The following is a 13,887-nucleotide window of genomic DNA, read 5'->3' on the forward strand; positions in this document are numbered from 1 at the left end:
TCTCAACTGAGAACAAAACTAGAACATATGTGATATAGATATGAAATAGAAATCTGTAGGAGAAATGTCCAATCCTGACAAAAAACGATGATTCAGATGGCTCTTGCCGCATCGAGGATGCGGAATTGCGTGGTGGTCGAGCCGTTCCAGTGATTGAGAGCGAGGTTGCCGGCCACATGCATTGACTGGCCCAACTGATTGAAAAGGAAGTCGCCGAGTGGACTGCCGACCGCCCGGAACGCGATAGCGTTGATGCGCTTGCCGTCCGCTCCGGCCAGCGTCGCCTTGACATGGGCCGTGCCGACCATCCGGGCATCGACCAACCGGTGATGGGGCAGTACCAGAACCGGTTGCGGATGCCCGGAGCCGTATGGACCGGCCTTCTCCATGGTTTCATAAAGGGGCACAGTGGCGCCCGCGGCGCTCAACGCGCCATCGATGGCAAGGGATGCGTTGCCGCGGAGTTGGCCGACCATGTCGCTGGCATTCTCCTCGAAGAACGCCCTTAGCGCGCCCAACTTGCCCCGTTCCACCGTGATTCCTGCCGCCATGGCATGACCGCCACCCTTGACGAGAAGCCCCTGTTCAACCGCATTTCGCACCAGCCTTCCCAGGTCGAAGCCATTGATCGACCGGCCGGAACCGCTGCCCGTGCCATTGGCGTTGAAGGCGATGGCGAAAGCCGGGCGCCGCGTGCGCTCCTTTAGCCGCGCCGCAATAAGCCCAACGATGCCCGGATGCCAGTCGTCGCTGGCGGTGACCAGAACTGCCGGTCCCGCCCCGGCGGAGAGCTCGACCATCGCTTCCGTCTCGGCCTGTTCCAGCATGATGGTTTCCATCGCCTGGCGTTCCTGGTTCAACCGGTCGAGTTCCTCGGCAATACGCATCGCTTCGTTGGGGTCGTCGAGCGTCAGCAGCCTTGCGCCAAGCCCGGCATCGCCAATGCGCCCGCCAGCATTGATCCTCGGCCCGATGAGGTAAGCGAAATGAAAGGCATTCAACGGCTCGCCGATGCGCGAGACACGCGCCAGCGCGGCCAGTCCGACGTTCTGCTGGGCCCGCGCCACCAGTATGCCCTTGACGACGAAGGCCCGGTTGAGCTCCTTCAACGGCACTACATCGCACACGGTCGCCAGCGCCACCAGATCGAGCAGCGACAGGAGGTCAGGCGCAAGCGTGCCGGTGGCGATGCGCTTTTCGCGTATGATCCGCAGCGTTTGCACCAGTGTGAGGAATACCACCCCTGCAGCGCAGAGATGACCTTGGCCGGAGAGATCGTCCTCCCGGTTCGGATTGGCAACAGCATGCGCCGCAGCCGGCAATTCGCCGCCTACCTGATGGTGATCGAGCACCACCACTTCGGCGCCTGCCGCCTTGGCCGCCTCAATCGCCGCCGCGCTGTTGGTGCCGCAATCGACCGTGACAATGAGCGACGCCTGCGCCGCCAGCTCCTGCATCGCCGACGGATTGGGACCGTAGCCCTCGAAGATCCGGTCCGGAATGTAAATCCGGTTGGCAATGCCGTAATGGGTCAGGAAACGTGACAGGATAGCCGAAGAACAGGCGCCGTCGACGTCATAGTCGCCAAAAATCGCAACTTTCTCATGCCCGGCGATAGCCTTGGCGATGCGCTCCGCTGCCCTATTCATATCAGTCAGCGAAGCTGGATCCGGCATCAGGCCCTTGATCGTCGGCTCCATGAAGGAAGCCGCCTCGTCCAGACCAACACCCCTGCCCGCCAGAACGCGCGTCACCAGATCGGGAAAACCATGGTTCTGCGCCATGGCAAGCGCGATATTTGCCTCGCGCTGTCCCAGCCGGTCGACCCATTTCAGACCGGTTGCCGATTGTTCAACGCCGAGGAAGAGCCGTTCAGAAATCATCTGAAGGTTCAATCATCCGGCGGCAATGAATGCAATGCTTCGAAAGATGTATCCAACGGCAATCGCAGACAGTGGCTCAATTCCCCGCCGGCAGCGCCAGCTCGCTTATGGCCTGAGCCATCGATGAGGCGAAATCGGCGAGCTGGCGGTCAACCACGCCTTTCGAACTGAGCCTGTAATTCATGACCGGCTGAATCAGCATGTAGCGGCCAAGAACACCAGTCGCACAGACCAGAAAATCATCCTTCTTTTGGGGATCATCCGAACTGACGCAAGCCATGGCCCGATTGCCGTAACTGATATTGGTTCGTACCGCGATCTGGTTGGGCTGGCTGCTATGATATTGAAAAGCCTGATCGAGAAGGCTGCGCACCACAGGATCGTCCGGCCCGTCCCTGACAGGGTACATGCCTGCAACATTGCTGGCGCGGACACCATTGATCGACACGATCGCACGCGCGTCCACACCTCCATATTCCACGGTAGCGCTGAAGTTTTGCGGATCACTGGTGCGGCTGATCACAGTAAAGGGACCCGAGGTTTCAGGAAGTCCAACCAGAATGTCACCGGAACGATAGCCCTGAATGAGGTCAAGATCCGCTTCCTGCGCTTGCAGCGAAGAAACAGCGGCCAAAACAAGGACCGCCGACAATACACTACATGCTATTCCGTACCGGATATTCATGATTGTCCTATCGGAATGAATTCCTCTGAGATCAAAATAGCAAAAATCATTTGATCCCAATAGGGTACAGTCACACTTGATCACGAAACTGGGTTAAAAAGCAAAACTGCCGGTCCCTTTCGGAACCGGCAGTCCATGTAACTGACCAAAGTGTTCTTACTGGAACTTGGACAGATCCTGGTGCTTGGCCTTGATTTCGCGCACTGTTTGGGAATGCGAACGCATGACAACCGTATGGGTCTGGATGTAGTCGCGCGCAAACTTGACGCCGGAAAGCATATTGCCATCTGTAACGCCCGTCGCGGCAAAGAGCACGTCGCCCTTGGCCATTTCTTCCATCGTATAGATCTTCTTCGGATCGCTGATGCCCATCTTGGCAGCGCGGGCGATCTTGTCGTCGCTGTTGAGCTGCAGGCGTCCTTGCATCTGGCCGCCGATGCAACGCAGCGCTGCAGCAGCCAATACGCCCTCAGGTGCACCGCCAATGCCGATATAGATGTCGATCCCGGTTTCATCCGGGTCCGTCGTATGGATGACGCCGGCCACGTCGCCATCGCCGATCAGGCGAATGGCAGCGCCGGTTGCACGCACTTCCTCGATGAGGCGGGCATGACGCGGACGATCCATGATGCAGGCTGTGATTTCACTGAGGGGTACGCCCTTGGCCTTGGCCACGGCAGTGATATTCTCGATCGCCGGTGCATCGAGATTGATGATCCCGGCCGGATAGCCGGGTCCAACGGCAATCTTTTCCATGTATACGTCGGGTGCGTAGAGGAGATTGCCTTTTTCAGCGATTGCAATGACGGCAAGTGAATTCGGCAAGTTCTTGGCACAGATCGTCGTGCCTTCCAGCGGGTCAAGCGCGATGTCGACCGCCGGTCCGTTGCGCGTTCCAACTTCCTCACCAATGTAGAGCATCGGCGCTTCGTCGCGTTCGCCTTCGCCGATCACGACAGTACCGGAGATGGGCAGGCGGTTAAGCTCCTGGCGCATCGCGTCAACAGCCGCCTGATCGGCCGCCATCTCGTCGCCGCGCCCGCGCAGCCGCGCTGCAGCAACGGCCGCACGCTCGGTTACACGCACTAGCTCAAGGGTCAGAATACGATCGAGACCTGCTTCAATCTGGTCGGAATTTTTCGGCATAATGTTTCCTGCGTTGGTGTCGATTTGCCATATTTCGAATAAATACAGCGTTCCTTAGCATCGGTATGCAAACCTTTTGTCAAAGTCACAACCGTGCGGCAAGAGCCGACGGGCAAGAAAATCCCCTCGCCGAAAAAGCTAATCGATTAAACGGTGTAGCCGGGTTTTTAGAACAGGATTAACCCGCACGCTCGATGCGTATCATCTGCGGCTTGTCAGTCGCGTGGCCATCCTTGACGATGCCTTCAAGCGCTTTCTTGACGGCCGCCTCGGTTGTCTCGTGTGTCACGAGGATGACCGTTTTGGTTGCCTCGGGCTGGTCGTGAGCGCTTTGACGCTGCACAATCGATTCCAGCGAAATGTCGTTGTCGGCCATACGCTTGGCAATCGCGGCAAACACACCCGCGCGGTCATGCACAGTCAGGCGGATGAAGTAACCACCCTCATGCGCGCGCATCCTGGCACGCTTGTAAGGCGCAAGCGCCTTGGCAGGCGTCCCAAACACCGGGCCATGCTGGAAGCCCGGACGGCTCTTCGCGATATCGGCAAGATCGCCAATAACCGCCGAGGCTGTGGCTGCGCCGCCGGCACCGGGGCCGGACAGAAGCAATTCGCCAAGCAGATCGGTTTCGATCGCCACCGCATTGGTCACGCCATGGACCTGCGCGATGACGGACTCGACCGGCACCATGGTCGGATGAACACGCTGTTCGATGCCGCTGTCGGTCTTCAATGCAACACCCAGGAGCTTGATGCGGTAGCCGAGTTCGTCTGCCGCCTTGATGTCGGCGAGCGAAATATTGCTGATGCCTTCGAGATAGATGTCGTCAGCCGCAATCTGAGTGCCGAAAGCCAGACTCGTCAGGATCGCCAGCTTGTGCGCCGTATCATTGCCCTCGATGTCGAAGGTAGGGTCGGCCTCGGCATAGCCAAGGCGCTGCGCATCAGCGAGGCAATCCTCGAAGGAAATGCCCTCGTCCCACATGCGCGTCAGGATGTAATTGCAGGTACCATTCATGATGCCATAGACGCGCGAAACCGTGTTGCCGGTCAGTGACTCGCGCAGCGCCTTGATGACGGGAATGCCGCCGGCTACCGCCGCTTCGAAGTTGAGAAGCACCCCCTTGTCTTCTGCAATCTTGGCGAGCGCAACACCGTGCTTGGCCAGCAGCGCCTTGTTGGCCGTGACGACGTGGCGGCCGGACCTGAGCGCTGCCTCAACCGAGGCCCTCGCCGGGCCCTCGTCGCCGCCGATGAGTTCGATGAAAACATCGATATTGTTGGACCTGGCCAAAGCAATCGGATCGTCGAACCAGGTCGCCGACGAGAAATCCACGCCGCGGTCACGCTTTGCATCACGCGCCGAGACGGCAGTCACAATAATTTCCTTGCCGCACTGACGGGTGAGCATTTCGCCCTTGTCACGCAATATTTTCAGGACCGAGGCACCAACCGTGCCCAGTCCGGCGATTCCCACGCGCAGCGCTTCACTCATCATTCAATTCCCTGAGATTTTCTGAAGCGGCGCCGGACGGCGCCGCGGATTCCCTTGACGTGCGTCCGATCAGCGACGCAGGTTCAACGGAATGACGTTGTGCAGTTTTTCGTCGGCGGTTGCAAGAAACCGCTTGAGACTGCGGGCTGCCTGACGGATCCGGTGTTCGTTCTCCACCAAGGCAATACGGATATAATCATCGCCATGTTCGCCAAAGCCGATGCCAGGGGCAACAGCGACATCCGCATGTTCGATCAGCAGTTTGGAAAACTCGAGCGAGCCAAGGCTGCGGAATTTTTCGGGAATTGGTGCCCAGGCAAACATGGTGGCGGCAGGCGCGGGGACCTCCCAGCCGGCACGGGCGAAGCTCTCCACCAGCACATCACGGCGATGTTTGTAGATATTGCGCACTTCGGCAATGTCGGAGCCGTCACCGTTCAGCGCAGCGGCAGCAGCGACCTGGATCGGCGTAAACGCACCATAGTCAAGATAGGATTTGACCCGCGTCAGCGCCGAGATCAGCCGCTCATTGCCGACGGCAAAGCCCATACGCCAGCCGGGCATGGAGAATGTCTTCGACATCGACGTGAATTCTACGGCGACATCGATCGCGCCAGGTATCTGCAGGACCGATGGTGGCGGCGTGTCATCAAAGTAGATTTCGGAATAGGCCAGGTCTGACAGAATGATGATTTCATTCTTGCGGGCGAAAGCCACGACGTCCTTGTAGAAATCCAGCGAAGCGACATGTGCGGTCGGATTGGACGGATAGTTGAGAATCAGCGCCAGGGGCTTCGGGATTGAATGGCGGATGCCGCGTTCCAACGCCGGAATGAACTGGTCGTCGGGTTTAGCAGGAATTGAGCGGATAACTCCGCCGGACATGATGAAGCCGAAGGCGTGGATCGGATAGGTGGGATCCGGGCAAAGTACCACATCCCCCGGCGCCGTGATGGCCTGCGCCATATTGGCGAAGCCTTCCTTGGAGCCGAGTGTCGCCACGACCTGCGTATCGGGGTTGAGCTTGACGCCAAAACGGCGATCGTAATAGGCAGCCTGCGCCCGGCGCAGACCGGGAATACCCTTGGAAGAAGAATAGCGATGCGTGCGCGGGTCCTGAACGGCTTCGCACAGCTTGTCGACGATGCCCTGTGGCGTCGGCAGATCCGGATTTCCCATGCCAAGATCGATAATGTCCGCCCCCGCGGCTCGCGCGCTCGCCTTGAGGCGATTCACCTGTTCAAAAACGTAAGGTGGCAGGCGGCGAACTTTATGAAATTCTTCCATAGGGTTGGGTCCGGTCAATAGGGTTGAATGTGCGCGTGCGCTATACACCGAAACGCCGCTGGGGTCGAGCAATCATTGCGGATAGCAATCGTTTGCGCCCAACCCCGCCACATCCGCTTTCGCGCCTGACCGTGAAATCGTGTGAGGGAAGCCACCGGTGGTTGAAGCGCATCTTCGTAGAATTGTGATGCTAGCCGTAGAGCGCCTATTCGGAGCGGGTTTTTGAGCCCGTAAGAAGCAGAGGGCGATTATGGGCTTACAGCTTCCCCTCGATCGCCTTCAGATCTTCTGCCTGCTGCTTTTTAAGGAGTTGCATCTCCGCTTGCCTGCGGGCCGCGACCGCGGGATCCGACGACGGACCAACCTGGCTGTTTTTCGCTGCAGTGGTCCTTGATCGCAAGGCTTCCTTTTCTTCAGGCGTAAATTGCGTCGTCTCGCCTTTCGGATCCGGGGTAAAATGCGGATATGTCCCGGTGTTTACGGGACCGGTCAAGGGGGAATTGGACATGGGCGCAGGAGGCGTATTGGCGCAAGCACCCAAACCAGCAATCAGAACGGCGCCAACCGACAAGCGCAAGATGGTTTTGACCGGAGTGTTCATCGTGTGTCCTGACTGCAAAAAACGATATTCATCATGGTGATAAGAATTGCACGTTAGAGGGATAGCACCAATTCATGATATGATGTCAATATTGCTTTAGCGGCGGGAGGGAGCGACTATATGGATAATCAAGGCGGCAAGAGCAGCAAGACCCCAAACCTTGATAATTATGTCGTCAAGGATCCAGAGGCCTTTGCGCGCAATGTCGCCCATATGATCGAGCAAGCCGGCAAAGCTGCGTCCGCCTGGGTCGAGCCACGCGAAAAGGGGCTGAAGCGCGATACGCTGGCCGATCCTGTCACCGATGTGGTGAAAACGCTCTCCAAGGTTTCCGAATACTGGCTGTCTGAACCGGCGCGCGCGCTGGAGGCGCAAACGAAGCTGTTCGCGAACTATATGGCGATCTGGTCGAATTCCATCCGTCGTATGGGCGGCGAAGAGGTCGAAGACGTGGTGACGCCTGAAAAGGGCGACAAGCGCTTCACCGACGAAGACTGGGGCAAGAACGCCTTTTTCGATTTTCTCAAACAAGCCTACCTGGTCACGGCGCGCTGGGCCGGAGATCTGGTTGAGAATGCTGAAGGGCTCGACGATCACACGCGGCACAAGGCCGCTTTCTATGTCAGGCAGATAACCACGGCCGCATCGCCAAGCAATTTCTTGCTGACCAATCCGGAACTCTACAAAGAAACAGTTGCGAGCAACGGCGAGAATCTCGTTCGTGGCATGAAGATGCTTGCGGAAGACATTGTCGCCGGCGGCGGCGACCTGCGTTTACGCCAGTCAGACCTGACCAAGTTTGCGCTCGGCGAGAACGTGGCAACAACGCCGGGCAAGGTCATCGCACGCAGCGACGTGGCAGAAATCATCCAATATGAGCCAACCACAAAGGACGTGTTGAAGCGCCCTCTTCTGATCTGTCCGCCCTGGATCAACAAATTTTACATTCTCGACCTCAATCCGGAAAAGTCCTTCATCAAATGGGCCATTGATCGCGGGCATACGGTCTTTGTCATCTCATGGGTCAACCCCGATCAGCGCCACGCATTGAAGGACTGGACGGCCTATATCAACGAGGGGCTGCGGTTTGGTCTGGATACGATTGAGAAGGCCACCGGTGAAAAAGCCGTCAATGCCATAGGCTATTGCGTCGGAGGTACGCTGCTGAGCGCTGCGCTGGCGCTGTTTGCCAGGGAAGGTGAAGACCGGATCAAGAGTGCAACCCTGTTCACCACGCAAGTGGATTTTACCCATGCTGGCGACCTGAAGGTTTTTGTCGACGAGGACCAAATCAGGGCCCTTGAGAACGCAATGTCAGCGGAGGGTTACCTTGACGGCACGCGCATGGCGACCGCGTTCAATATGCTGCGCTCCGGCGATCTCATCTGGCCCTATGTCGTCAACAACTACATGCGCGGGCGCGAGCCGGTACCTTTTGATCTTCTCTATTGGAATGCCGACGCTACACGCATGAGCGCGGCGAACCACTCTTACTATCTGCGCAATTGCTATCTGGACAACAACCTCGTGCGCGGGATGATGCAGCTTGCCGGCGAAAACCTCTCGCTCGGTGACGTCAAGATCCCGATCTTCAATCTTGCTGCCAAGGAGGACCATATCGCACCCGCACTTTCAGTCTTTACCGGCTGCCAGTATTTTGGCGGCGATGTTACCTATGTGCTTGCGGGTTCGGGCCATATCGCCGGTGTCGTCAATCCTCCGGAGAAGAACAAGTACCAGTACTGGACAGGCGCGGCGCCCGTTGGTTCTTTCGACGATTGGCTGGCCAAGGCTAGTGAACATCCCGGCTCATGGTGGAAACACTGGGAAAAATGGATCGAATCGCAGGACAAGAAACGTGTTCCTGCCCGTAAGCCTGGCGAAAATAACATGGAGATTCTTGCCGATGCGCCCGGAACCTATGTACGCGTGCGTGTATGAAAACAACCGGTTCCAGTCTGTGAAATCGCTTCAAGAAGACTTCTCGACAATGGCAAGAAAGTGGCCAATCACGTTTTCGCCTCATTCTACGTATACTTGACGCCTTGTGCAGATGATAAAAGTTCATTAACTCTGGCGACTCTCTGCCGGTGTTATTTGCACTTCAATAGAACTTCGCGAGCTTTCTGCTCTTACAAAAGCGGACCGGACTGAACAGCTACGGGGCCGGAAAAGACGAGACGGGGGAATCGTTGAACATACTGCCAGCTTCAGTTTCGGCCCTTCGGGCGAGCACGGTTGCATGCGTCCTCGTGCTTTCTGCTATGGCCGCTACTTCTTGCACTTCGACTGGACCAAGCCCCAGTGTTACTTCTGCTTTGGCCGTCACCCCGGAAAATTCCCCAACCAGCGATTCAAAGCATGCCGCCGATTCTTCCCTGCCATCAAGCGGAACTGAGACCGTTGCTCCGGAAGCGCTTGCCCTGGCAGGCACCACCGAGACCAACGCCCTGAAGGCTGTCACAGAGGCCGCCAAACCCAGTGACGGCAAGCCCGCGCAGATCGCCGGCGCAACGCCCTCGCCCACAGCAGAAACGCAGCAAGCAGCTGCTCCTGCCGAGATGAAGCCCGCCGTCAAGTCATCCCTGTTCGGATCGAACACCCCAGCCAAAACAGAAGAGACACAAGAGGTCGCAGGTGCGGCTGCCGCTGTGGCGCCGCCCGTCAGAACTTCCTTGTTTGGCAGTTCAACAAGGACGCCGCCTGCCCCGCAGCCCGCCCAGCCACAGGAGACGCAGCAATCGACTGATGCTGCTGATAAGGATGGCGCCAAACCCACGAATGCCAAAGCTGGCGACGCTGCTGAAACCAATACGGAGCAGGCTGCAACGCCCGAAAGGAAGCCGCCGTCCGGCAGGGATAATGGCCTGCTCGTCCGGCTCTTTGCCAACAACCAGGCAAAATCGCCGGTAAGCCGCCAGGTTGCGGTCATCCAGCCAAAATCACAGCCGCAGCTCCGGGCGGTTGAAACCCCGGTACAGACCGCATCGGCGCTTCCGTCCGCCGAATCATTTGCTGGCAAAACGGAACATCTGTCATCGCTGCCTGGCGTGCGGCCCAATGCCGGCATCCAGATCATGCAGCGCGACAGTCTTTATGCCGATGATGACATCGAAGCAGCTGGCGCACCATTGATTCTGGCGTCGGCGGCAGGTCTGGCGCGCCTTGCACCGAACGGCCTCAAAGTTCAACGCGAAAGCGTACAGGTTGCCTGCCTCAAGCCGCAGCTCGTCGGTATCCTCAAGACTCTCGAGCGCCGCTACGGCAAATCGGTAATTGTTACCTCCGGCTATCGCAGCCCACCCTATAACCGCCTGGTAAACGGCGCCAAGGCCTCGCTGCACATGTCCTGCGCCGCAGCGGACATTCAAATTCCTGGGGTTTCCAAGTGGGAATTGGCTAATTTTGCGCGGTCCATGTCAGGACGAGGTGGAGTTGGCACCTATTGTCATACCGAATCAGTACACGTCGATATTGGTCCGCGGCGCGACTGGAACTGGCGCTGCTCACGCCGGCGGGCCTAAATTCACCTACGAAATACTTTGCCGATGAGGGGTGGGACCCATCTATCCGGCCCGCGAATTGAACAAGTTCCATTTTTTCGAAAAAAAACGCTTTATGGGGTTGCGGCGGAAAACCTGTTTCACTATAAGCCGCTTAACCGAGCGGCGCCCATCGTCTAGCGGTTAGGACGGCGCCCTTTCACGGCGCAAACAGGGGTTCGATTCCCCTTGGGCGTACCAGGTTTTTTCCAGGAAGATCAAAGCTTTACGGCGCGAAACTCTCACGGTTTTGTGTTCGTCTGCAATGAAAACGGCCAGCTGCAAATGAGCCGGCCGTTTGCGTATTCTGTTGTCCAGCCTAGTTTGCTGGTGCCGGCTTCGCCGGATCTGGAGCCGGGGTGGCTGGTGCGGGAGCGGGCGTTGTCGGTTCGGATGTGGTCGCGGGCGGTGTGGTTGTGCCTTCTGACGGCTTGTTGTCACAGGCCGCCAAAGTTAATGCCGCGACAGCAACAAACGGTAGGAAAAACTTGAGTTTCATCATGTCTCCTCCTGATGGGTTTCGTCCCTGCACATAGCATGTGACAGACTTGTGGATTAGAACAGTCCAGTTTTTTCAAGCTTTGTCACCGGCTGTTAGACAAAGTTATGAGACCGAAATCATGAGCTGACCTATCATAAATCACTGCCGCCACTCATATCTGCGGCAGCAGGGTTCGAATCAACCTCCACTCGAGCCCGATTCTCCCACCCCAGAGCAAACTAACCTGCCTTTCAAAAGGCAGGTTTTTTTATGGAAGACAGGCGCCGCCTGGACCACGACCCACGATTGTTATGACGTTCGAGGTCGGCTAAACCGTTGCGATGATCTTCACGTCCCCTCTCGTCACCGGCCGGCTGGTTCAACGCTATAAGCGCTTTCTCGCCGATATCATCCTGGATGATGGTAATCCCATTACCAGCTCGGTTCCCAACACCGGTTCGATGCTTGGGCTGACCGATCCTGGTATCAGGGTCTGGCTGTCGCTTTCGAACGACACCAAACGCAAATATCCGCACACATTGCAGATGGTCGAAGCGCAGGGCACAATTGTCGGCATTAACACCGGCCTTCCCAATCGCATTGCGGAAGAAGCAATCCTGTCGGGCTTGCTGCCCACGTTGACGGGCTACGGCGAACTGAAACGCGAGCAGAAATACGGTATCAATTCGCGCATCGATATACTGCTGCATGATGGGGAGCGTCCCAGCGCCTATGTCGAAGTCAAGAACGTGCATTTTTCGAGGACGAATGGACTGGCGGAATTTCCCGATTCTCCGACTGCACGCGGCGCAAAACATCTGGACGAACTTGGCAACATGGTTGAAAGTGGCCATCGTGGTGTCATGCTCTACGTCATCCAGCGTGGAGACTGCGATAGCTTGAAAATCTGCGGTGACCTCGATCCCATTTATGCCGCTGCTTTTGAGCGGGCAATGCGGCGCGGGGTTGAAGCTTACGCATTAAAATGCCACATCACGCCTACCGGCATTGCTGCAATCAGCACGATGCCAATTATCGACTGACGTCAAGCGGACAGCATAATGGTCACCTATCTCGATGCGCAAAGCGCGCCCCTTAAGAACACCGGGCAGATCAGGCTTCACGGCCCGGAAGGGTTTGAGGCTATGCGCAAGGCGTGCCAGTTGACAGCACGCTGCCTGGATGAGCTAGCATCGATCGTCGCGCCGGGCGTGACGACGAACACGATCGACAGATTCGTCTTTGAATTCGGTGCCGATCACGGCGCGCTGCCCGCAACGCTGAATTACCGCGGCTATACCAAATCCAGCTGCACGTCGATCAATCACGTGGTCTGCCACGGCATTCCAGATGACAAGCCATTGCGCGACGGTGATATCGTCAACGTGGACGTGACATATATCCTCGATGGCTGGCACGGCGATTCAAGCCGCATGTATCCCGTCGGCGAAATAAAACGTGCTGCCGAGCGGCTTATGGAAGTTACCCACGAAAGTTTGATGCGCGGTATAGCAGCTGTACGGCCCGGTGCCCGCACTGGTGCTATCGGCGCCGCAATCCAATCCTACGCAGAGTCGGAACGCTGCTCGGTCGTGCGTGATTTCTGCGGCCATGGCGTCGGCCAGCTTTTCCACGACACCCCGAACATACTGCATTACGGCACACCGAACGAAGGCGTCGAACTGCGCGAGGGCATGATCTTCACCATAGAGCCGATGATCAACCTAGGCCGCCCGCACGTAAAAGTTCTCGCCGACGGCTGGACGGCGGTTACCCGCGACCGCTCGCTGACTGCGCAATATGAGCACACGGTTGGCGTCACCAATAATGGCTGCGAGATCTTTACACTGTCGCCGGCCGGTTTGTTCGCGCCGGGATTGAAACTCGAATAGGAACGCGAGGCAAATGAGCGAAGAAAAGCCAGAACCGACTTTCTTCCTCAACGAACCCTCGACGAAACTCTCCTCCAAACAACCTGCCGTTGAGCCAGAAGCGCGAGAGCGCAACGCGGAGCAGAAGACCGAGCCGGCGGAAGATCCCCCGCATTATCACGGCCACCGCGAGCGGATGAGAGAACGATTTCAAAAAGTCGGCCATGCAGGATTTGCCGATTATGAGATGCTGGAAATGCTGCTCTACCGGTCGTTCAAGCAGGGCGATACAAAACCCTTGGCCAAGGCGCTGCTTGCCCGTTTCGGCTCGATTGCCGAGGTCCTTGGCGCACCGGAACATCTGCTGCTGGAAGTGAAAGGTTGCGGGCCGGTTGCGGCCTTCGATCTTAAATTCGTCTCCGCCCTCACCCACCGCATGATCCGCAGTGATATTCGGGAAAAGACCGTATTGAGTTCGTGGAGTAAAGTCATGGATTACTGCGTAGCGGCCATGGCGCACGAACCGCGCGAACAGTTTCGCATCCTGTTTCTAGACAAGAAAAATGCTTTGATCGCCGATGAAGTGCAGCAAGTTGGAACTGTGGATCACACGCCCGTCTATCCGCGCGAGGTCATTGCGCGGGCCCTGCAACTTTCCGCCAGCGCCATCATCCTGACGCATAACCACCCTTCCGGTGATCCGACACCCTCCAAAGCCGATATCGACATGACCAAGACCATCGCCAATATTGGTGCGCAGATGGGCATCGTCGTGCATGATCACATCATTATCGGCAAGAATGGCCATGCCAGTCTCAAAGGTCTGAATCTTTTCTAGCCGAGCGCAAACATAATCAAATGCGCCACACCAAAAGCCCTTATCCCGGTTCCGTGCT

At 57.4% G+C, this 13,887-nt stretch carries 11 protein-coding genes and 1 tRNA gene; 6 read left to right on the forward strand and 6 right to left on the reverse strand.

Going from position 1 to position 13,887, the window contains the following annotated elements; translation table 11 throughout:
* Positions 1–92: 92 nt before the first annotated feature.
* From recJ to N8E89_RS17310, 6 genes are all read right to left on the reverse strand, one after another.
* A complete protein-coding gene (gene recJ, locus N8E89_RS17285) occupies positions 93–1,883 on the reverse strand; it encodes a single-stranded-DNA-specific exonuclease RecJ (RefSeq protein ID WP_106663147.1) in 1,791 nt (596 codons plus the stop codon).
* Between the two features lie 76 nt (positions 1,884–1,959).
* Positions 1,960–2,517, reverse strand: coding sequence for a hypothetical protein (locus tag N8E89_RS17290; protein WP_146147753.1), 558 nt, complete (start codon positions 2,515–2,517; stop codon positions 1,960–1,962).
* 207 nt (positions 2,518–2,724) lie between these two features.
* A complete protein-coding gene (gene glpX / locus N8E89_RS17295; protein ID WP_106663145.1) occupies positions 2,725–3,714 on the reverse strand; it encodes a class II fructose-bisphosphatase in 990 nt (329 codons plus the stop codon).
* Between the two features lie 178 nt (positions 3,715–3,892).
* Entirely contained in the window at positions 3,893–5,209 is a 1,317-nt protein-coding gene (locus N8E89_RS17300; RefSeq protein WP_106663144.1) for a homoserine dehydrogenase, read from the reverse strand.
* A gap of 69 nt (positions 5,210–5,278) precedes the next feature.
* Positions 5,279–6,496 (reverse strand): LL-diaminopimelate aminotransferase, encoded by a 1,218-nt coding sequence (locus tag N8E89_RS17305; protein WP_112760892.1) that lies wholly within the window; start codon positions 6,494–6,496, stop codon positions 5,279–5,281.
* 256 nt (positions 6,497–6,752) lie between these two features.
* A complete protein-coding gene (locus tag N8E89_RS17310; protein ID WP_106663142.1) occupies positions 6,753–7,097 on the reverse strand; it encodes a hypothetical protein in 345 nt (114 codons plus the stop codon).
* Between the two features lie 120 nt (positions 7,098–7,217).
* On the opposite strand from N8E89_RS17310, the gene N8E89_RS17315 reads away from it, so the two are divergent.
* From N8E89_RS17315 to radC, 6 genes are all read left to right on the forward strand, one after another.
* The gene (locus tag N8E89_RS17315; protein WP_106663141.1) at positions 7,218–9,038 is read left to right on the forward strand and encodes a PHA/PHB synthase family protein; all 1,821 of its coding nucleotides are present in this window, start codon (positions 7,218–7,220) and stop codon (positions 9,036–9,038) included.
* Between the two features lie 377 nt (positions 9,039–9,415).
* Positions 9,416–10,621: a YcbK family protein gene (locus N8E89_RS17320; protein WP_262260587.1), complete on the forward strand. Its 1,206-nt coding sequence runs from the start codon at positions 9,416–9,418 to the stop codon at positions 10,619–10,621.
* Positions 10,622–10,765: 144 nt separating this feature from the next.
* Positions 10,766–10,840, forward strand: a tRNA-Glu gene (locus N8E89_RS17325).
* A 621-nt stretch (positions 10,841–11,461) separates the two neighbouring features.
* On the forward strand, positions 11,462–12,163 hold the full coding sequence (gene sfsA / locus N8E89_RS17330; protein ID WP_106663140.1) for a DNA/RNA nuclease SfsA: 702 nt from the start codon (positions 11,462–11,464) through the stop codon (positions 12,161–12,163).
* A gap of 18 nt (positions 12,164–12,181) precedes the next feature.
* Complete coding sequence (gene map / locus N8E89_RS17335) at positions 12,182–13,012, forward strand: type I methionyl aminopeptidase (protein ID WP_106663139.1); 831 nt, start codon at positions 12,182–12,184, stop codon at positions 13,010–13,012.
* Between the two features lie 13 nt (positions 13,013–13,025).
* The gene (gene radC / locus N8E89_RS17340; RefSeq protein WP_106663138.1) at positions 13,026–13,829 is read left to right on the forward strand and encodes a RadC family protein; all 804 of its coding nucleotides are present in this window, start codon (positions 13,026–13,028) and stop codon (positions 13,827–13,829) included.
* Positions 13,830–13,887: the final 58 nt, after the last annotated feature.

The organism is Phyllobacterium sp. A18/5-2, assembly GCF_025452215.1.
In the GTDB taxonomy this organism is placed as follows: domain Bacteria; phylum Pseudomonadota; class Alphaproteobacteria; order Rhizobiales; family Rhizobiaceae; genus Phyllobacterium; species Phyllobacterium sophorae.